The sequence below is a fragment of the Sulfurimonas sp. HSL-1656 genome, assembly GCF_039645585.1.
GTDB classification, from domain to species: Bacteria; Campylobacterota; Campylobacteria; order Campylobacterales; family Sulfurimonadaceae; genus Thiomicrolovo; species Thiomicrolovo subterrani.
On record NZ_CP147915.1, the window covers coordinates 2268222 to 2288109 of the forward strand.

Genomic DNA, 19888 nt, shown 5'->3' on the forward strand with positions numbered 1-19888 from the left:
CAATATGAGTATATGCATTCTTTTTCTTGTTTGATTAGATAATTTTTTTACCAATAACATCCACTTTCAATATTACTTGACTTGGTAGGAGTTTCTTCTTCTGATGGTCGAACCCAATATTCATTCATAAGAGATGAATAATTATAAGTTGGATTATAAGTGGGGTCTTCCCATCTTTTTCCTTTGATACCAAATAACAATTGTAAACTACCACCTAAATGTACGGCTTTTTTACCTTGTCTTTTTACATGTGCCGCCAAAGGGAATCCATAAGCTCCTGCACCAATTAAACAAATATCATAGTCGACTTTGTCAATTTCCGCCTTCATGAAATCCAACGCTTCGAACCAATCTCTAAATTCAGTGTTTTCACCACCAAGGCTTTGTACCGCTTTTATGACGGTTAAAGATTTAAATTTAGGTAGAATGCCCTTATTTTGAAACAAAAATTCTCTTTTTTCATATTGGCTCTCTATAGTATTTTTGAAAGGATGCACAACTAAAATATTTTTACCTTCCAAGGCTCTTGTCCAAGGCTCCTTAACCCAATATGGATCTAATAGAAGCAAGTACACTTTCGTTACAGATCCCATATGATTTTCAATTTTTTTCTCATCAGCTAACCATGATCCCAGAATATCTACCTCTAACATGTCATTAAGCATTAATTGACAAAACCGTTCAACTTTTTCAATTTCAGGAGGAAAGAAACCGGCATTGGTATTCATGGAAGAAATTAAAGAATAATTCCATTCCCAATCGCCTTCATCTCCCTTGATATACTTAATAAAGTTTTTTTTACCTTGTGATACGCCAATGTAATTGACTATAGATGCTAATTCAAAACCTCCAAAACGGGCTATCATACAAGGAGCATCAGCTCGTAATGTGTTATATATAAGCGTTGTTGCTGTTTCAGGATCTCTTTCACAATTCGATAGAGTGTTGGGATAACACAAGTTCTTCAAAGAAAGGTATATTCTTCTTAAAGCTTTCAACAATAGAATCGTTAACTTATTCAATGTTTTCCTTTATATTTGCCAATAACATAATCATCTTTTCTTTAAAACAAATGATTTTAGTTTTATATATGCCTTTATTTCAAGTAACTCATATGAAATATAGGAAACAAACAATGTCATCATAAAACTAACCAAAAAAACTCCGAAAGGTTCAATGATAAACTCTTTCACAACATATATACATATCATATGTAATAAGTAGAACGAATAACTCAATGAGCCGATAAAAATAAAAACTTTGTTGTTTAAAAGGAAAGAAAAAACACTGTTATCTCTAGTAAATAGCAGCAGAATAAAAACTATTAATGCTGTCAACCCCCCTGAGACCTTTGCCGGAAAATAAGTATGGTTTAATGCAAGACCCAACCATAAAATAATGGCGATAGCAGTAGCAGAATTTGATATCAAGGATAGATTAGTAGAATTAAAAGATTCAGTAATATGCTTTCTTAATGAGTATGCGAAACCTCCCAGAATGAACATATAACCGTAATAGAAGGGCATCCAATTAACCCAAAGTGGGTCAATCATATGCTTATACGAAATAATTGCAACGATAAAAGATAAGAGTAAAAAAACCACTAAATAATAAACCGTATTTTTTATTTCACCTCTTAATAGACCTTTGTAAATCAAATAACCTAATAGAATGTAATAAAAAACTTCAACATTCAGAGTCCATTCTACACCAATAATCGTATTCGCATACTTGACATCAAGAAAACCCAAATAAACCATGTGCACTAATAAATTCTCTAGCGAAATCACACCGTTATTTAATTTATACGACAAATCACTAACTATTACTCCAGTTGTTTTGTAAACTACATATAGAAAAAGTAATATTGGAAAATAAACCAAACTGATACGAATAATTCGAACTTGTAGAAACTTCTTGAATTCGTAATTTTTTTCAAAAATCTGATAAAAAATAGTGAATCCTGAAATGACAAAAAATACCTCAACACCATTTTGTCCATAACTTACAAAATCACTCGTCCACAAAGAATATTCTCTTAATCCAGCACCACCAGAATGAATAAGAAATACTAAAAAAACTGCAATAAATCTCAACCCAGTCACGAAGTTTGTACCGCTATAATTTCTTTGTTGCATAAATGTTTTCATTTTATTGCACTAACACGAGATTGCCTATATTTTTCTATCGGCATATCAATGTATTTCACCAGTACTATTCCACCTATTACTGACAACACTACGGCAAACGGCACTAAAGATGCCTCTAGTTTTAACGCCCTCAGCATAAAAATCATTAGAACATGGATGAGATAAACAGGATATGACAATTCCCCGATAAAATTGTCAATCTTTGAACTTTTTGTCGCCGTGAACAGATACGGAATTACGACCACTGTACAAATATATAATGTCCAGTTTTTTATCTGTATTAAATCAATTGTCTCTGTCGATATAAGTGGATATGAGAGGATTAAAAGTAGATAAGAGAAAATAAAATAATTCTGCAATCCGATCCATTTTTGATTATTAGTTAGGTATTCATAAAAATGAAATGAAATGCTCCCCAACAAAAACAATGCCAATTCGGTAGGGAAAAACCTATATAACCATGGATCATTCATCCAGTCAAGACAGTAATAGATTACTCCCCTTAAAAATAAACTTGCTATCAAAAAAATCAGAATATAACGCAATTTCTTTCTAAGGAGGAAGGGTGCAACCAGATAAAATAGCAGTTCCACTCCAATACTCCAAGCCTGCGGTATGATAAGAAAACTATGCATTTGCGGTATTGAATTTTTGAAGTTTTCCGTAAAAAACATTGCACCAGTTAATGGGTCAAACCCCATAAACATTACGACGTCCTGCCCGAAGATTAAAATATTCGTTGCAATAAGATACAAAAATGTGTAGCCATTTATGACATCAAAGTAGTTTACATACGCTTTCAGGAAGACCCATTTGCCAAAAAGTGTTCCTGATAAAAGTGACGCCAGAAGCGACAGAAGCAAAACAATGATATAGATCGGAAACAATCGCAAAAAACGGTTTGAAAAGAACAGGTAATTACTCCTAACACCGACATATTTTTTGTTTAGCACCAGCGTCATATAGAATCCAGAAATAATAAAAAAAATTTGAACGGAGGCCACCCCGCCGATAAACGTATAACCCATCAACGGCCCCGCATGAGCTACAACGACACTTATGGCCAAAAAGAGTCTCAGAAATCCCACTGCAAGTCCTTCCTGGTCGAACAATATGAAATTCCCCAAACATCAAATTCTATTAAGTCCCGATCGTACTCCGCACGCCTCTTTTTCAACATTGCTTTTCTCCGACGACTTCGCGCAAACGGCCACCGTCAAACTTTCCGTTGTCATCCGCCAAAATCCAATCTTCCGAATTAGGATAGCCATGCCAGAAGTTGTCGGGGCATACCTTGATGCCGTTTGAGAGCAGCGCCGGTTTGTACGAAAACGAGCTCTTGCTCGTAATCAGCAAATCCGCATAGACCATGTGTAAAAATGAATCCATTGCCCCCATTTCAAGGCAGAAATGGACATTCTCAAACTGGTTAAAATCTGCAAAATCTTCCGGCTTTCCCTGGGAAAACAAGTAAATACGAACAGGCTTCTCTGTTAAAAGGTTTTCAATGACGTTCGTTAGGACTTTCGCAAAATAGTCGTTGCTCTGCCAGCGCATCAGCAGATTTGGGTTCTTATTCGCCTGTCCCGCAACGATATCGCCGCGACGCACGTGAATGGCAATGTTGAAATACGCTTCGTCGTACAGGAGATGTTCCCCCCGGCGCGCCGGTGCTGCGTAAAACTTCTGTTTCAGCTCCTCCATCACGCCGAACTGATCCGCATAGAACTGATCCTGCTCAGCCAGAAAGACAACGTTTTTATCGCCGTAGGAACGGATGATGTCCCTGACCCGGGCAACCTCTTCAGCGTTGTTTTCATTGAAAAGTGGCAGCCTGACGATGCGGTAGCCTCGGGAAGCCAGCTCCTCTACGGACACTTCCCCCCTCCCGAATCCGAAAAAATCCTCCCACTTGTCGGAAGAGAACGGAAGGTGCGCAAAGCCAAGGCCGAACTGTTTGGCAAACCAGAGCCCCGCGATCCAGTTGGCCATCTGGTGCCCTATGCCCGCGCCGGGATTTGGCCGCGCGGCGAAATAGGCCGTACCATTTGTCCCTGCGGATGAATGCAGACGACTGTGCCACCAGCTTCGGTAAAGCAGGGGATAGATCGCGGAGTTTCGCGTCATCCGTATCAACTTTTGCGAGATTTTATTTCGCACCTTTCTCCAAAATGTTTTAAGACTATACATCGGCACTCCTGTTCCTCCTGCGGCGAATGACCCTGAGGGCATACTCCCTTTCCTGCCTTGACATCCCAAGGGTCCAAACCGTCACCGCAAAAGCGGCGGAACTGGTCAAAACAACCGCACCAAAACGCCACGGCTCCTGCGGCACCAGGATATATGCCAGCGCAGTAGCAGCGAAGATCACGACAAGGGATATAACAGTCGGAAAGATCACGTCGATGAAGTAGCTCCGGATCGACAACCCGGCCTCTTTTTTGGCAAAGTAGAGCACCAGTCCCCCGTGGGCGACGGCATAGAGAAGATAGACCACGTACAGCGTGAAAGGTTTAAACCCCATCATAAAGAGCAAATAGCTGACAACCAGGGGGACCAGCGTCAGAAGCGAGTGGAATATCTGGAAATGCTTGATGTTCCCGGTCGCCGCAATCGCCGAGTTGAGCGTCAGGAAAAGCTGCTCAACGAGGTTCCGCGACAGCATCAGCGTCGTGAACACCAGGGTGTACTCCGGTACATCTTTCAACCAGACATCGAGGATGACCGGCATCTCTACGAAAAAAGGGATGTAAAAAAATATCAGGAGGAAAAAGGAGAACTTTGTCCCCGCATAAGTGGCCTGAAGCATCAGCTTACGGTTGCCGGCCCCTTCGCTCTTCGCGATCAGCGGATTCAGCGCTTTCATCATCGTCGCCGCAAACGCGCTGAGCTGCCCGCTGACCTGCCCGCCGATGCCCTGGGCCGCGTTGACAATCGTGCCGTAAAACATGTTCAGGACAATCCCCTGTCCGTAATTGGAGACCATGCTTGACGTAGAGCCAAGCGTGGAATAGCCCGCGAAACTGAACATTTTTTTCAACAGCTTCGCGTCATGGTACTTCACGGGGTTCAGCCTCACCTCGCGATACTGCCGGTGACAATAAACGCCTTTGACGGCAAAAACCGTTACGCTGATAATCAACACGGCAAATCCGAAAAAGACAAGTTTATCGCCCGCATACGCTACGACTAGCAGAGCGCTTCCCAGCTTCAGTAGTGATTCGAAAACTCCGAGTATCGCCACGAAAAGCATGTTTTCATGCGCATTAATCACCGCATCGTACGGTACGGAGACGATCATGAACAAAGCGCTGAGTACGGCGAAATGGTAGATATCCTTCGCCGCTGCCAGCCGCTCCGGTTCTATTTGGAATACATGACCGAAGAGAAACGGGGCAATGGCCTCAAGGATGCCGATCAGAACAATGCCCACACCGACATGCAAAACGACGCTGATGTTAAAGATACTGACCTGCTCGTTGAAATCACCTTTGCCCTCGGCATAAGACATATAGCGCTGGCTGCTTGAGGTCATGGCCACGTTGAGGAAAGTCAAAAGCGTCACAAAACCGCCGATCAGCGTGAAAAGACCAAAGTCGTGCGCCCCCAATGCGTTAAGGATTAGGCGAGTGACATAGAGCGAAATAAATACGGTGATGCCCATTTTTGCATAGAGGAACATCGTATTTTTCAAAACTCTGTTTGCGGCTTGCATTCTTTCTCTTTAAATCGTTCTTGATACTGCTGACAATGGCATGTCAATCTGATCGTAGTTATCGCTTGAATAGACGCAGGGTGAACACATCTTTGTAGTTAACCACTCTCGTCGGGAACCTTTTGATCTTTCTCACAATCCGCTCAAAGACAGTCAGCGGTTTGGCCTCGTCGATGAATCCCCTCTTGGAAAAATCCATGCGGATCCCGTTCGCTTCGAACAGCGTCGTAACCTCTCTTTTCCATCTTCCCTGAACGATGCCCGTAAAGACGTACGGCAGGAGTTCAAACACGTCTTTCCTGATGTAGGACCTGTCCGGAGTATAGATTCCAAGATCAAGATACCTCGCCCTTTTGGAGCCGTACTCCTCAAACTGCCATCCACTTTCGGAAGGTTTCAGGCATTTCACAAGCACTTCTTTCTTCCAAAAGGCCGCCTGACAGCTCAAAAGGTCCCGGTGCGCAATGTCCCCAGGATAGAGTTCGTGTTTCTTCTCCCGCGTCACGTCCGGAGGCGTACCTTGGTCTGTCAAGTGAATACAGCCGATCCCCCCGTCCTCTTTGATCAAACGCAGGTATTTCATGACCAGGTCGCTTTTAACGTAGTCCCGCAGAAAATAATCTTCTTGCATGTATAGGATTACGTCATCATCGATCAGCCCCAGTGCATCGATCAGGCATTCGCTCCAGGTCAATCCAAACGGTCCGAGGTTTTTAATGCCGGCCACTCTTAGAGGAACAATGTCCAGGCCAGGGTAGGCATAGGACTTCGTCTCGGTATTTAGATAAATCACCCCGTCGAAATCGGGCCAATATTTTTTAAATAACGCGAAAAAAGGATCCCAGCAATCTTCAAAAGCATCGCAGGTGTTAACAAGTAAAGAAATTTTCATGAAACTATCCACTTCCTTCCGCTGACTAATTCCGTCTTACAAATGAGTGCAATGTCACGAATCTGAGTAAACTCACTCTTACAAATAATGTCTACGATATTATGTATATTGTCGAAGATATTCAACTTTTTACTTTCTTGCACTTTGTGATACATATTTAACTTCCCTTATCATCTAACGTCTTTTGCGACAAACCAGGGGTTCAAAAGATCAGGCTTGTTGTAAACCATCGGTACGTTATCCGATATATCCGGGGCATATTGATATATCATCTTCCCGCTTTCGCGGACAACGGCGTCCGCCGCCGCCGTATCCCACTCCATCGTCGGGGCGAGGCGGGGGTAGACGTCGGCTTCGCCCTCTGCGACCATGCACAGTTTGAGCGAGCTCCCCTTAGAAACCTGGTGGATCTCCCTGGTCGTTTTGGCCAGTGTGTCAATGAAGGCTTGCGTCTCTTCGGAAAGGTGTGACTTGCTTGCAACAACGTGCAAAGAGAGTTCCGGTGTTTTATTCTCTTTCAGAGGAAGTCTGAGGCCGTTCTTGAAAGCTCCCTCCCCCTTTTTTGCCTTGTACATGTCGCCCAGGGCCGGGGCGTACACGACGCCGAGAACAGGCGTGTCTTTGTGGATCAGCGCGATGTTGACGGTGAACTCGCCGTTTTTCTTGATGAACTCCTTGGTACCGTCGATGGGGTCGATGCACCAGTAAAATTCCCAATGCTTTCGTTCCTCGTAAGGCACGGCCTTGTTCTCTTCCGAGAGCAGCGGGATCTTCGGGTAGAACTCTTTGAGCGCCTGGCAGATGATCTCGTTGGCAGTCGTGTCGGCTGTAGTCAGCGGGGAGTTGTCATCTTTGTACTCGACAGTAAATCCCTGCTCGTAAATAGCCATAATGGCATCACCCGCTTTTTTGGCAATGGCCACGATGACTTCCAACTCGATCGATTCAAGCATTCTGATGATCTCTATACCAGTTGTACATCGTCTCGATCCCGTCACGCAGTTCGACACGGTGCCGCCATCCCAATCCATGCAGCTTTGAGACGTCCGTGAGTTTCTTCATCGTGCCGTCGGGCTTTTCCGCGTTGAAGTAAAACTCGCCGCCGAAGCCGACGATCTCCCGGATGGTCTCGGCCAGCTCCCGGATGGAGACATCCGTGCCCGTACCGATATTGATGTGGGTGTTCCGGATCTCTTGATTTTTGACCGCGTTGGGGGTACAACTGACATTGTCCCCCTCCGAAACCGAATAAGTGTCTTTGAAGTCACGGTTCTCCATCAGAAAGACGCAGGCGTCGGCCATGTCCTCGGACCAGAGGAATTCGCGCATCGGCTTGCCCGTCCCCCAGATCTCTACGCGATTTTCATCGACACCGAACTTTGCAAGATACGTTTTCGCTTCTTCCATCGTTGCAACGCCGAGATCCTTCATAAGGGCATCATCTCTGCCTTCGTTAAGGAGTTTCGCACAATGAATCTTTCGGATAAGCGCCGGCAGAACGTGGCTCTTCTCCAGGTCGAAGTTGTCGTTGGGGCCGTAGAGGTTCGTCGGCATGACGGAGATGTAGTTTGTGCCGTACTGCAAGTTATAGCTCTCGCACATCTTGATCCCGGCGATCTTGGCGATGGCGTAGGGTTCGTTGGTGTACTCCAGCGGACTGGTCAGGAGATACTCCTCTTTCATCGGCTGGGGACAGTCGCGCGGGTAGATGCAGGTACTGCCGAGGAACATCAGTTTTTTGACGCCCTGCAGGTAGCTTTGGTGAATGACATTGTTCTGGATCTGAAGGTTCTCGTAGATGAAATCGGCGCGGTAAGTGTTGTTGGCAACGATGCCGCCGACTTTGGCCGCGGCAAGAAAGACGTATTCGGGTTTTTCGTGCGCAAAAAAAGCCGCCACCGCCTGTTGGTCGGTCAGATCGAGTTCGGCATGGGTACGGGTCAGAAGATTCGTATAGCCTTTTGCTTCGAGGTTCTTGACGATGGCACTGCCCACCAGTCCCCGGTGGCCGGCAATGTAGATCTTCGCATTTTTCTCCATCAGTTTACTCGAAGTAGTTCATGACGGTATAGCCGCCGTCTTTAAGGTACTGGTCCTTCGTCATCAGCTTGAGGTCCGAGGCCATCATGTCGTTGACAAGCTCCTCGAGGCGGTATTCGCGCTGCCAGCCGAGCTTTTGCTCCGCCTTGGAAGGGTCGCCGATAAGCAGGTCAACTTCCGTCGGACGGAAATAGCGTGGATCGACGGCGACAACGGGAGCGTTAAGCGTTAAGTGCTGAGTGTTAAGACCGTGCGCTTCGAAGCGTACTGCATCGATCGACTTGATATAGCCGACCTCATCGACCCCCTCGCCCTTGAATTCCAATTCGATGCCGACATACTTGAAGGCCATACGGACGAAATCGCGTACGGCGGTCGTCTGGCCCGTCGCGATGACCCAGTCTTCGGGTTCGTCGGCCTGCAGGATCATCCACATCATCTTGACATAGTCCTTGGCATGACCCCAGTCACGCTTGGCGTCGAGGTTACCGAGGTAGAGCTTATCCTGGAGCCCCAGCGCGATCTTGGAGGCCGCACGGGTGATCTTGCGGGTGACGAAGGTCTCGCCCCGCACCGGCGACTCGTGGTTGAAAAGAATGCCGTTACAGGCGAACATGTTATACGCCTCGCGGTAGTTGACCGTGATCCAGTAGGCATACATCTTCGCGACCGCGTAGGGGCTGCGCGGGTAAAAAGGTGTCGTCTCGCTCTGGGGGATCTCCTGTACCTTTCCGTAGAGTTCGGAGGTACTGGCCTGGTAGATACGCGTCTTTTCTGCCAGGCCCAGCAGACGTACCGCCTCGAGGATGCGCAGCGTCCCCGTACCGTCGGCGTTGGAAACGTACTCGGGCTCCTCGAAACTGACGGCGACGTGACTCATCGCGGCGAGATTGTAGATCTCGTCCGGCTGTACCTCCTGGATGATCCTTGTGATGTTCATGGAGTCCGTCATCTCCCCGTAGTGGAGAATAAAGTTACGGTTCTCGATATGCGGGTCCTGGTAGAGATGGTCGATGCGGTCCGTGTTAAAGAGTGAACTGCGCCGCTTGATGCCGTGCACCTCGTACCCCTTCTTGAGCAGGAACTCCGCCAGATAGGAGCCGTCCTGCCCCGTAATGCCCGTGATCAATGCAACTTTTTTCTTTTCCATAATGCTTCTTATTCCTCCTGGTTTTGTGGGACGGTGCCCTTGGTTTTCGTAAAATAGTCTTTGACATAATCATGCACGTCGTCCCGTTGCATCAGCTCTTCCAGGCTGAACCAGCGGTAGTCGCTGTGCTGCTCCTTCGGCAGCTCCCGGAACGGTGCGATTTCCACCTCGTAGCCGAGGTTGAGATAATGGGTGGAGACATGATCAAAAATAGCATCTTCATATAGATGTTCGAAGACACCGACAAAGCGTGGTTCCGATACGAGTTCGGTACCCAGTTCCGTCTCCGCAATCCTCCTAATGGCACTATTGATCCGTTCATTTTTCAGCACCCTTCCGCCCAGGGTGAACCAATAGCCCTCTGCAGGTCTGTTCACCCGTCTCCCCAACAGTACCCTGCCGTTTTCCCTGACGATAAGATCGACGGAGACGAGCGGCGTATTGGCTATGACCGTTTTGAACGTCTCCCAGTCAATATACCCCGTCACTGTTTTCTCCATCGTCGTGCCCTACACCCGTTTGAAGTCGTCTTCGATCCTGACGATATCGTCTTCACCGACGTATTCGCCTACCTGCGCTTCGATCATCACCAGGGGGATTTTCCCAACGTTCTCGAGACGGTGCAGCTCTCCCATCGGAATATAGGTGGATTCGTTGGCACGAACCAGGAAGACCTCCTCGCCCCGGGTGACCGTCGCCGTGCCGCTGACGACGATCCAGTGTTCACTGCGGTGGTAGTGTTTCTGCAGGCTTAGGCGTTTGCCCGGTTTGACGACGATGCGTTTCACCTTGTAGCCGTCCGATTCGTCCAGGATCGTGTAGGTCCCCCAGGGACGGTGCGCCGTCACGTGGATATTCGGCAGCTCCGAGCCCCTCGATTTCAGGAGATTGACGACCTCCTTGACCTTCTGACTGCTTCCCTTTCTGCTCACCAGCAGCGCGTCGGCCGTATCGACGATCAGGAGGTCATCCACGTCGATCGCGGCAACGAGTTTCTCGGAGACGATCAGGTTGCCTTTCGCATTGATACCGACCGGTTCCCCGCCGCCGTCGGTCTGCAACAGGGCATTACCATTACCGTCATGGGGAAGTTCGTCGTAGAGCGCATCGAAGCTCCCCAAGTCGCTCCATCCCAGGTCGGCAGGGACGACTTTGACCTTGCTGCTCTTTTCCATGACGGCGTAGTCGATAGAATCTTCGGGGATCGCCGCCATCCCGTCATGGGCAATGCGGATCAGGTCATCTTTTTTCGCCGCCGAAAATGCTGCGACACAGGCATCGTAAATCAATTCACTATGCGTTTTGAGTTCCCCGAGGAAAACCCCGGCCTTGAAACAGAACATGCCGCTGTTCCAGTAATACTTAGGCGCTAAGTGTTGAGCACTAAGCGATAAGTTCTCTTGTAAATAGCCTTCTGCCGTCTGCAAATCAGGTTTTTCTCTAAACTGCTTAACGCTTAGCGCTACCGGCTCAACGCTCTCTTGAGGCTCCGCCTCGATATAGCCGAAACCCGTTTCCGGGTACTGCGGCGCGATGCCGAAGGTTACCAGGTTGTCCTCCTCGGCCAGGGCCTCTGCCTTGGCCAGCACCTCCCGGTAGGCCGCTTCGTCCCGTACCAGGTGGTCCGAAGGGGTCACAAGGACGATCGTATCGGCAGGAAGCGCCAGGCATGCCAGGGCGATGGCCGGAGCGGTATTGCGCCCGACGGGTTCGAGCAGGTATTTGTCCGTCGGGTTGGCAAGGGAGAGTTCGTCGATCTGATCGATGGCGAGAAAGTACTGCTCGGCGTTGGAGACTATAAACTGGTCCTTGCAGACGGTCTGATTGCGCCGTACCGTCTTCTGGAAAAGCGACTCCCCCTCGAAAAGTTTGACAAACTGTTTAGGCATCAGCGTCCGACTGAGCGGCCACAATCGTGTTCCGCTCCCGCCGCAGAGAATAATGTTAGTCATTCAGACTCCTTTCCCATTCCAACGCCGTTTGGCATATAAGTGCCAGGTCATCATATCGTGCCTGCCATTTGAGCCCTGACTTGATGCGGCTGTTGTCCGCGATAAGCAGCGCAGGATCTCCGGCTCTTCTTTGACCCTTGTCAACGGTAAAATCGGCACCGCTCACCTGCTTCATGGTCTCGATCACCTGCTTCACGCTGAACCCGTGCCCATAACCGACGTTAAAGATGTTGGGCCCATCGCTCTGTTCTACAGGTGCGCCGAGGTACTCAAGAGCTCGAAGGTGTGCCGCGGCAAGATCCTCGACATGGAGATAATCGCGAATACAGGTCCCGTCTTCGGTATCGTAATCTTCGCCATAGACCGTAATACTGTCTCGTTTGCCTAGGGCAGTTTTGACAACCAGCGGAATAAGGTGGGTTTCCGGTTCGTGCCACTCCCCGATGCGCGGTGTTCCATTGCTGGCAGTCACGTCCGCGCCGGAGACGTTGAAGTAACGCAAAATGACATAGTCGAAATCTTCTTTCACCGCTGACGTGTCGCGGATAACCCGCTCGCTCATCAGCTTGCTCATCCCATAGGGATTGATGGGATCGGTCGGCGTCATCTCTTTGACCGGTACCTCCCGAGGCTCGCCGTAGACGGCCGCAGTAGAGGAGAAGATAAACTTTCCGATACCCGCTTCGACACACCGGCTGACAAGGTGCGTCGTGTTGACGGTGTTATTCATGTAGTATTTGAGGGGGTTTGCGACCGATTCGGCAACGAGACTGCTCGCCGCAAAGTGCAAAACGGCATCGAACCTTTCGGTCATAAAGAGTTTTGCCACGGCTTTGAAGTCGGCCAGGTCCATCTTGTAAAAACGCAGCGCACCCCGGTTTGCCTCGCGGGCAATGCTTTCAAGCGTCTCCACTGTCTCGAGGTGGCCCGTAGAGAGGTTATCAAGAATACAGACATCGTGGTCCGTCGCTTCAAGCAGCTGCTTGACGACGTGCGAACCGATGTAGCCGGCACCGCCGGTAACCAAGATCTGCATTACTACCCCTTATTTTTGTCTTGCAATAATACCCCGCGGGGGGTAAACCCTCTATTAAAATGTGTTACAAATTACTAAAAAAATGGAATATATTCAAGTGTAGTTCTGACTATTTTTTATGCTGAGACGATTCTAATTCGATGGATGTGTATAAAAGATGGTGTCCCCACGAGGACCGAAAGGCAACCTATTTTGCGGGGATTATTTGGAAAATATGAAAATGTACTGCGAAATGTACTGCATCGGTGCAGGTGTATAAAAGCTTATATATTGACACTCATTGCAGCATTATAACAATGATTTTCTACACTGGCCTCTGCAACGGATTTTCCATGAGCAGGTACACAGAATCGACAAAATCTGAGTCGTACTCTTCATAGACAAAGCTGATAACGTCTCCTGCTTTTTCCAGCGCATCCTCTGCCGGTTCTGTCACTGTTGATGTCTTCGGCATCGCAATCTCCAGCGCCGCATCGAGCGCGACGTCGGAGAACTCCACCGCCAGCTCTGAAAGACTCATGGACCCAAGCTCTGCCAGGGAGTCCTCGAACTCGGACAGGAACCACTCTTCGACGAACTCGCCGCTCTCCGTCGTCCCTTCCATTGCCGCGCTTCCCCCCGAGGTTGCAACATACGTCAGCACGGCCGTACGGAACTTCCGGTAAACGGTGTCCAGGTCATCGGAAAGCTTGCCCTGTCCGGCCAGCTCCAGTGACCACTCTATCGTGAGGACCATCGGGTTGAGCACGGGCAGGGCGTCGATGAACGATGTCACCGTGGCAACGATGCCGATGATGTCTTTCAGGAACCCCCCGACGAACGTCCCCCAGAAACCGCCGTCATCACGCGCCTCTCCTTTGATCTGTACCAGCTGTGCAACGAGTACGGTCGCTTCCAGGAGTGATAGTGTATCCCAATATGCTTCATTGATATAGAGGCTCTCCGAGTAGAAATAAGTCCCTTCGATCGTGTTCATATCCTGGTTGAAACTGATGCCGCTTCCCTCACCCCAATCGTTGACCAGGTTCCATAGCAGCCCGGAAACGTAGGTGAAGAGCGTGGCGAACTCACCCGTCGCGCCGGTGTCGGTACCGTAATCCGCCTCGTCGTCGCTGATATATATATCGGGGTAGAGCTCGTTATCAAGATAACCGGCATTGCCGAGCCAGGAGGTGTCAGTGGCCCCCAGCGCTATCGTGGCGACGGTACGCCAGTAGTGCCGGTAATAGACCACGCCCCCCAGGCTGTAAAAGTCCATATCGTAGAACTCCGTCGTCAGCGTTACGGCATCGGCGTGATTATCGATGAAGTCGGAGAGCATGTAGCTGTACATCAGCGTCGTGTCTACCGTAGTATCGCCCGTGGCGCTGCTGACCGTCACCGTCCAATTGATGTCCGTTTTCCCTACCTTGAAGCTGCGGGGGGTCGGTAAGGCAGGCAGATCTGTGGAAGTAGTGGTGATGTAATCGCCAGTGAGCGTCTTGTGTAGGGTGAGTACCTGGCCGACGGGGACGTTCGGCGCGATCTCGTGCTGGAAGTGCGCTTTGAGCGCATCGACGGTGTAGATTCTGCGCGCTTCCAGGTTCATGTAAATGCGCACGTCACCGTTGTTCGCGTCGCGGATCTCCTGCTTCCCGTCTTCATTGACGCCGAAGAGCTCCGCCAGGTACTCGATGTCAGGATCGTCGAGCTCCCCCGTGTTGACGCGACCGCCGAAATAGCTCTCCCCGTCGAAGGTCCGCGTCCCGGTGAGCAGGATGTACTGGCTCTTGAACTCCCGCTTCCACTTTCGCAGCGCCATCGTCGCGGAGATAATGCGCTGCTTGAACGCCCCGGCGACGTCGCCGTTGACGATCCTAAGTGCCGCGCCCATATTCTACCCTACGGTACCGCAGGCACAATGGCGCCTATCGCGTCGGAGTAAGACGCTGTCAGGTTTGCGTCCAGAGACCCGGTAGCATTCGACGTCAGCCCCAGCGCCTCGCCAAGACTCTTTGCCTTCTCGATCCGCAGCTTATCGTCAAACCCGGCCATCTGGCGCACGATGAGATCTTTCCGCGCACCCTCTGCCGCCGCCTTGTTCTGCGCGTAGGTCACCTCATGGTCGATGGTTGCACTCTTCGTCACCAGCTCCAGCGCCGTCGCCTGGGAACTGTTGACGATCCCCACCGTGATCTGCGCCGTCATCTCCGCCAGCAGCTTCGCTTTTTCCCCCTCGGTGATGCTCCATTGATCATACTGCTCCGTGAGCTTCGTGACCGCCGTGGCAAATGCCCCGGTAAAAGCTTCATCCTGGACCAGCTTATAGAACTCCTTGAAACTGGCATTTACGTCAATGGCCATATCATACCTTTCTCACAAACTGGATGTGGTTTCCGTCCGGCAGGGTATTCTCGCGTTCCGGCCGCTCCAGGCTCTCCATCATAGTCGAGCGCCACTTGAACCCCGTCATCACTTCGATGCCCATGCCGTGCGCCAGACCATGCACAAGCCCGTCGAACTGCCCCCAGCGGATGTTGTCTTCGCTGCCGTCATCCAGGTACATATTGACCCCCTTCGGCAGCGGGAGGATGTCGAGCGCCCAGCCGTAGCCGTCGTCTCTGACCTGGTGCGCGCTCTTCTGCTCGTACCCGTCTTTGGTCGTGAGCCCCTCCGCGAACTTCGCCGCCTGCTCCGCAGTGGTCCGCACCCCGGAGACGATCTTGCAGTCGACGATCTCCGCGAGCTTGAACGCCAGCAGGACCAGTTCGGGCCTGACCCCTTCGAGGTTCGCCAGCGACGCGGCGCTGTACGGGTAGCGCACGTTTGCGTTCATCGCCTGCAGGTTCATCACACCCCCTTTACGCTGTTGGTGAGGTTGACGCTGAACGAGGCGCTGACAATGGTTGCCCACGACGCGGTGATGGGCGTGAAGAGATCCGTCATCATCGTTGCCGCAACCTTTGCCCCTTCCGCGTCACCGATCTTGAAAGCGACCATGACGATGAGCATGGTCGTGCTGATGAGATAGAAACCGTACATTTTGGAGGCGAAACGGGAGAGATCCCGGCGCATCTTCCCGTTGGGGTCGAGTACCTTCGCGAACAAAGACTTCGCTTCTGCCTTTTCCTTGTCCGTGTCGATCGCTTCGAGGGCGATCTTCTCGATGGAGTTGACGACGCCGCCGGTAAAGATTGCTTTGAGTGTCGGCCACATCACTGCGCCCCCCCGTGCTCTTTCGCTTCTGATTTCTCCAGGCGTTCGATTTTCGTTTTCAAAACGGCGACATCCGTCACCAGCCCCCCGATCATCCAGACGATCGTCTCGTACTTCTCCGAGTTGCCGGAGATAGAGCTGTCGATGTGGCTAAACTTATCTGTCACGGCCCACACGGAAAAAGAGTAAAGCGCCGCCATAACGCCCAGTATGGCTTTTGACCCGGTGATCTTTGTTTCATTGCTCACAGCTACACCCCTTTCACTTCATCGTATGAAAGCTCGTACAGCTTGTTACTCAACATCATCCCGATCAGCGCACAGTAAAGCTCATTCGGGTGCGTACCGTCGTCTGAGTATGATGTATGATTATGCTGGTTGATCCCAAGCTCGTTCACTTCCAGTACCGGGAGACCGTATACCTTTGCAACCGTTCTGATAGCATCCCTGAACTCTTCGACGGTGTTGCCGTTGGCATTGACCCCGAGGTTATCACCGCTGTTGATGCTGGTAATGTTACAGATGATGATCCGAGCATTGGGGCAACGTATGTGGATCTTGTCGATCATACTCTTATATGCGCCGTAAAATGTCGGGCTGACCGTCGTATCGTTCGGTGCGTCCCCGATCGCTCCAATTGCGGCATCCTGCCCCCAATCGTTAGCCCCTCCCATGATCGTAATGAGGTCGGCATCTACCGGCAGCGTGTCAATCCGGTCCTGCGTACACATCCCCGATGTGATCGTGAAGTAATCAACCCCCTCCGTCCCTGACGGTGGTGCTTCCGGCGGTCTGCCGAGGTAATTACCGTCAGCGTCCACCCATGCCGCACCACCGTTGTTGATGACGGTGGTGCCGCCAATGCCTCTGACTGCGCTGGTCATGGCGTGAATCGCGGCGGGGTATCTCTGGTAGTTGCCACCTGCGCTGATCGAATCGCCCAGGCTGGCATAGACCTTCTCTTCAAACAGACTGTCGTTCGCCCGCGTGGCGAACACTACATCATTGCAGTGCCCCGTTTCGCTCAGCACACTCGTCAGTCCACAGACTTCTACCTTGACAACTCCGGTTGCAGGGGTGCAGTTAATCTGTATCGTCTCTTTCAGGGCCTCAAGGTCTGCCCTGCTTGAAATAACGGTAGGCATCGTCGTCAGCTTAACCCACTCCCCTACCGGCAGATTGTATTCAAAGCGTGTCACACCGGATGCAGTATGTGCTGTATTGAATGTCGTTGCATCTGCAGTCACTTTGACAAGCACAATCTGTACAAAATATTTGCCGATGTAGTTATTGGTAGCAAGGTATACATCGGAAAATTTACCTGTAGAAGCATCAGTAAGCCCCATATAGAAGTTGATCCGCGTAAGGGCTGTCTGTGTACCCTCAAAGACGAAGCAATCTCCGACAATGGGGTATGTTACAGGTACCACCGATTTAAGAAGCGGTTGCGAAAGCTGATCATAGGTATTTTCAAGTTGACTCATGGAACCTGCCAGCCCAAGCTCTGGCGGGATAAATTTCACAAAACTGTTCAGGTTGAGCAGGGCTTTCTTGTTTGCATCATCGATAGCAGTTGACTTCCGTTCGCCTACCCATGTGTCCGTATCGAGGTTGGTGATCGTAAGTCCTCTGATATGGAACTCCTCCGTCGCACCGATCGTATCACGAATGCCGAGGTAGATTCCCTGCCAGTTGTCACTATTCAAGATAGTGTCGCTCAGATAGGTTTCGTGCCAGTGCCATTCACTGTCATCGACTGTCGTGATCGTGTCATACGCGGCCAGGGTGGGCCCGGTATAAATCCTTCGTGTGCTGGCAGGTCCGGCGTCAGGGTATCTGAAATAGAAACCGACCTTTACCCTATCTCCAACGGAATAGCCCAGCTTTTCAAGCAGAAAGTGCTTGCTGAATCCAAGGTTCAGGTTTACGGCTGTAGAAGCGATACCCATGATGAACGCTGCGTAGTTATTCCCAACCTCTTCTCTGTGATTAATCTGAGATCTCGTGATAAAGTCTGCTACCATGTAGTCGACGTTGTCGAAAGTACCATCGTACGGGTAGGTGAGCTGAAGATCAGGGTCATGGAAATCGTTCTGAAAGTGTTTCGCCTGAAGTGCGGTGATCTCTGAGTTCATGTCTCCAAGCAAAGATGGGTCAACATTCAGAGCATAGGACTCATAGTTCAGAGGTGTTGCATCCACCGAGAGCATAAACGTGTTCAAGTCACTGTCGTTGACAGTGATCTTAAAGAATGCGGCACCAGCGGGAGCGGTAATCCCTGCCGTACTGACGTTTCTGAACCCGCCTGCCACCCAGTTGAGATCTTCGTCATAGAACGAGGCAAAGCTTATATTCGTGCTGAAGTCGTAGTATGTCCCTGCTGCCACAGGGATATAGTCGGATACCCCCTTGCCAGTTGATGCTACGAACGCCCCATCCAGGTTGTCATCAACGTAACCGTTTGGGATGATCGTATCTTTATTGAATAGGTTATTACCTAGAAGAAGACCTGCCCTGTACTTTTGAGCCATCAAGATTTTATTGTTTACGAACGATTTTGACGGGAGTGTTGCGATCAATGTTGAATTTGACGTGTCGACGCGTTGATACAAATAGGCAAACACATCACTCCCACCGGCTACCCTGAAATACTCCCCATCCAGCACGGCCGCCCGTCCCGTCGCCTCATCGGCGTAGAGCGTCGCCCCGGCCAGTGCGGCGTCACGTGCTGCTCCTGATTGCTGTCTAGACGTTTCAGAAGCGGTTGCCGATACAGCAGCATTCTGCTCGCTCGTTTCGACCGACGTTTTCATCGTTGCCACGGCCTGCTCGCTCGTTTCGACCGACGTTTTCATCGTTGCCACGGCCTGCTCGGATGTAGCAGCCGCCTGTGCGCTTCCTGCAGCAGCGCCAGCATCATTGGAAACCTGCTGATGTTTTTCGTCAATGTCCGGCTTGATAACATCCCGGATGTTCTTCAAGATAGCGATAAAATCTCCTAGTGCCACAATACTCTCCTTGTTAAATTACGCGCACACCAGCGCGGTCGGGATGGGGTCGCCGTTGACGAGCCCGACGAGCAGCGCGTCAAGCGCCGCCAAAGCATCTGCGTTCTCTGACGTCAGCAGCCCGTCCTGGGCAAGGGTAAACTGCGAAAAGAAGTCGCGCTGCACCGGCGTCATGCCCGCAATACAATCCGTATCAAAGGCCGTATGAATGAGGTCCACGTACTCCTGGCTGAAGTAGTAGCTCTCCCCTCCGCTGTCCTGCTGGACGATATAGGCCGTCTTCGGCGTGTACAGCGTCTCGGCGGTGTTGATCGTATCGGCGGTACTCATAACGTCAGCTCCTCTTCGGTTTCGTAGATCTTGAAGTGGTGGTTGGCAAGATGCTGATTTGAAATTTCTTTGTAAATCTTATAGGAAGCGACATCCCTTGCCAAAGAGGCCGCAACGTCAAAGGCGAGCGCGTGTATCAGTGAATCGTCAAGATCGATCTCGTCGGTAGCATTCAGAGCCTGTACCGGCACCCTTAGATAAACACCAGGCTCTATGGTGCGTAGGATGTTATTGTTCGCGTAGTCCGTCACCTTCAGCCGAAGCACGACCGCCTGCTCCGCAAGACTCAAAACGCTTTGATGCACGAGTACGGCCAGCACGTCTAGTGCAGGGACTTTGAGTCCGCCCCTGGCGCGAAGGCTCGCATCTATCATGGTCTGAAGCGCTTCAAGTGTCATCGTCATGTCTCCTTAGTAAGAGC

20 protein-coding genes are annotated in these 19888 nt (G+C 50.2%); all 20 read right to left on the reverse strand.

The genetic code is table 11. The annotated features are described in order from the left end of the window. Nucleotides 1–47 precede the first annotated feature (47 nt). Nucleotides 48–1022 (reverse strand): hypothetical protein, encoded by a 975-nt coding sequence (locus tag WCX49_RS11640; RefSeq protein ID WP_345985248.1) that lies wholly within the window; start codon nucleotides 1020–1022, stop codon nucleotides 48–50. 30 nt (nucleotides 1023–1052) lie between these two features. Further along, a complete protein-coding gene (locus WCX49_RS11645; RefSeq protein ID WP_345985249.1) occupies nucleotides 1053–2138 on the reverse strand; it encodes an acyltransferase in 1086 nt (361 codons plus the stop codon). A gap of 8 nt (nucleotides 2139–2146) precedes the next feature. After that, the gene (locus WCX49_RS11650) at nucleotides 2147–3262 is read right to left on the reverse strand and encodes an acyltransferase (protein WP_345985250.1); all 1116 of its coding nucleotides are present in this window, start codon (nucleotides 3260–3262) and stop codon (nucleotides 2147–2149) included. A gap of 61 nt (nucleotides 3263–3323) precedes the next feature. Further along, nucleotides 3324–4340: a hypothetical protein gene (locus tag WCX49_RS11655; protein ID WP_345985251.1), complete on the reverse strand. Its 1017-nt coding sequence runs from the start codon at nucleotides 4338–4340 to the stop codon at nucleotides 3324–3326. Further along, complete coding sequence (locus WCX49_RS11660; RefSeq protein WP_345985252.1) at nucleotides 4333–5865, reverse strand: MATE family efflux transporter; 1533 nt, start codon at nucleotides 5863–5865, stop codon at nucleotides 4333–4335. The genes WCX49_RS11655 and WCX49_RS11660 overlap by 8 nt, the downstream gene beginning before the upstream one ends. Before the next feature lie 58 nt (nucleotides 5866–5923). Further along, nucleotides 5924–6769 (reverse strand): hypothetical protein, encoded by an 846-nt coding sequence (locus WCX49_RS11665; RefSeq protein ID WP_345985253.1) that lies wholly within the window; start codon nucleotides 6767–6769, stop codon nucleotides 5924–5926. A gap of 158 nt (nucleotides 6770–6927) precedes the next feature. Continuing rightward, entirely contained in the window at nucleotides 6928–7710 is a 783-nt protein-coding gene (gene cysQ / locus WCX49_RS11670; protein WP_345985254.1) for a 3'(2'),5'-bisphosphate nucleotidase CysQ, read from the reverse strand. Beyond that, complete coding sequence (locus WCX49_RS11675) at nucleotides 7703–8797, reverse strand: GDP-L-fucose synthase (protein ID WP_345985255.1); 1095 nt, start codon at nucleotides 8795–8797, stop codon at nucleotides 7703–7705. The genes cysQ and WCX49_RS11675 overlap by 8 nt, the downstream gene beginning before the upstream one ends. Nucleotides 8798–8801: 4 nt before the next feature. After that, the gene (gene gmd, locus WCX49_RS11680; protein WP_345985256.1) at nucleotides 8802–9947 is read right to left on the reverse strand and encodes a GDP-mannose 4,6-dehydratase; all 1146 of its coding nucleotides are present in this window, start codon (nucleotides 9945–9947) and stop codon (nucleotides 8802–8804) included. A gap of 8 nt (nucleotides 9948–9955) precedes the next feature. Continuing rightward, the gene (locus WCX49_RS11685) at nucleotides 9956–10435 is read right to left on the reverse strand and encodes a GDP-mannose mannosyl hydrolase (protein WP_345985257.1); all 480 of its coding nucleotides are present in this window, start codon (nucleotides 10433–10435) and stop codon (nucleotides 9956–9958) included. Between the two features lie 21 nt (nucleotides 10436–10456). After that, entirely contained in the window at nucleotides 10457–11899 is a 1443-nt protein-coding gene (locus tag WCX49_RS11690; protein ID WP_345985258.1) for a mannose-1-phosphate guanylyltransferase/mannose-6-phosphate isomerase, read from the reverse strand. Then, nucleotides 11892–12935 (reverse strand): UDP-glucose 4-epimerase GalE, encoded by a 1044-nt coding sequence (gene galE / locus WCX49_RS11695; protein ID WP_345985259.1) that lies wholly within the window; start codon nucleotides 12933–12935, stop codon nucleotides 11892–11894. The genes WCX49_RS11690 and galE overlap by 8 nt, the downstream gene beginning before the upstream one ends. Before the next feature lie 304 nt (nucleotides 12936–13239). Further along, nucleotides 13240–14808: a hypothetical protein gene (locus WCX49_RS11700; RefSeq protein ID WP_345985260.1), complete on the reverse strand. Its 1569-nt coding sequence runs from the start codon at nucleotides 14806–14808 to the stop codon at nucleotides 13240–13242. Nucleotides 14809–14816: 8 nt separating this feature from the next. Beyond that, nucleotides 14817–15278, reverse strand: a complete 462-nt coding sequence (locus tag WCX49_RS11705; RefSeq protein WP_345985261.1) for a hypothetical protein — start codon at nucleotides 15276–15278, stop codon at nucleotides 14817–14819. A gap of 1 nt (nucleotide 15279) precedes the next feature. Further along, nucleotides 15280–15765, reverse strand: a complete 486-nt coding sequence (locus tag WCX49_RS11710) for a hypothetical protein (RefSeq protein ID WP_345985262.1) — start codon at nucleotides 15763–15765, stop codon at nucleotides 15280–15282. Continuing rightward, complete coding sequence (locus WCX49_RS11715; protein WP_345985263.1) at nucleotides 15765–16130, reverse strand: hypothetical protein; 366 nt, start codon at nucleotides 16128–16130, stop codon at nucleotides 15765–15767. Before WCX49_RS11715 ends, WCX49_RS11710 begins: the two co-directional genes overlap by 1 nt. Further along, nucleotides 16130–16378: a hypothetical protein gene (locus tag WCX49_RS11720; protein ID WP_345985264.1), complete on the reverse strand. Its 249-nt coding sequence runs from the start codon at nucleotides 16376–16378 to the stop codon at nucleotides 16130–16132. Before WCX49_RS11720 ends, WCX49_RS11715 begins: the two co-directional genes overlap by 1 nt. Nucleotides 16379–16380: 2 nt before the next feature. Continuing rightward, nucleotides 16381–19137 carry an SGNH/GDSL hydrolase family protein gene (locus WCX49_RS11725; protein WP_345985265.1) on the reverse strand — a complete coding sequence of 919 codons (2757 nt, stop codon included), beginning with the start codon at nucleotides 19135–19137 and terminating at the stop codon, nucleotides 16381–16383. Between the two features lie 18 nt (nucleotides 19138–19155). Beyond that, nucleotides 19156–19467: a hypothetical protein gene (locus WCX49_RS11730; RefSeq protein WP_345985266.1), complete on the reverse strand. Its 312-nt coding sequence runs from the start codon at nucleotides 19465–19467 to the stop codon at nucleotides 19156–19158. Then, nucleotides 19464–19871 (reverse strand): hypothetical protein, encoded by a 408-nt coding sequence (locus tag WCX49_RS11735; protein ID WP_345985267.1) that lies wholly within the window; start codon nucleotides 19869–19871, stop codon nucleotides 19464–19466. The genes WCX49_RS11730 and WCX49_RS11735 overlap by 4 nt, the downstream gene beginning before the upstream one ends. Nucleotides 19872–19888: the final 17 nt, after the last annotated feature.

Bases quoted from the DNA above. Each gene is read 5' to 3' on its own strand.
- WCX49_RS11675 (WP_345985255.1), bottom strand. From the start codon at position 8,797: ATGGAGAAAAATGCGAAGATCTACATTGCCGGCCACCGGGGACTGGTG.
- WCX49_RS11730 (WP_345985266.1), bottom strand. From the start codon at position 19,467: ATGAGTACCGCCGATACGATCAACACCGCCGAGACGCTGTACACGCCG.
- WCX49_RS11660 (WP_345985252.1), bottom strand. From the start codon at position 5,865: ATGCAAGCCGCAAACAGAGTTTTGAAAAATACGATGTTCCTCTATGCA.
- cysQ (WP_345985254.1), bottom strand. From the start codon at position 7,710: ATGCTTGAATCGATCGAGTTGGAAGTCATCGTGGCCATTGCCAAAAAA.
- WCX49_RS11655 (WP_345985251.1), bottom strand. From the start codon at position 4,340: ATGTATAGTCTTAAAACATTTTGGAGAAAGGTGCGAAATAAAATCTCG.
- WCX49_RS11705 (WP_345985261.1), bottom strand. From the start codon at position 15,278: ATGGCCATTGACGTAAATGCCAGTTTCAAGGAGTTCTATAAGCTGGTC.
- WCX49_RS11645 (WP_345985249.1), bottom strand. From the start codon at position 2,138: ATGCAACAAAGAAATTATAGCGGTACAAACTTCGTGACTGGGTTGAGA.
- WCX49_RS11700 (WP_345985260.1), bottom strand. From the start codon at position 14,808: ATGGGCGCGGCACTTAGGATCGTCAACGGCGACGTCGCCGGGGCGTTC.
- galE (WP_345985259.1), bottom strand. From the start codon at position 12,935: ATGCAGATCTTGGTTACCGGCGGTGCCGGCTACATCGGTTCGCACGTC.
- WCX49_RS11735 (WP_345985267.1), bottom strand. From the start codon at position 19,871: ATGACGATGACACTTGAAGCGCTTCAGACCATGATAGATGCGAGCCTT.
- WCX49_RS11715 (WP_345985263.1), bottom strand. From the start codon at position 16,130: ATGTGGCCGACACTCAAAGCAATCTTTACCGGCGGCGTCGTCAACTCC.
- gmd (WP_345985256.1), bottom strand. From the start codon at position 9,947: ATGGAAAAGAAAAAAGTTGCATTGATCACGGGCATTACGGGGCAGGAC.
- WCX49_RS11690 (WP_345985258.1), bottom strand. From the start codon at position 11,899: ATGACTAACATTATTCTCTGCGGCGGGAGCGGAACACGATTGTGGCCG.
- WCX49_RS11710 (WP_345985262.1), bottom strand. From the start codon at position 15,765: ATGAACCTGCAGGCGATGAACGCAAACGTGCGCTACCCGTACAGCGCC.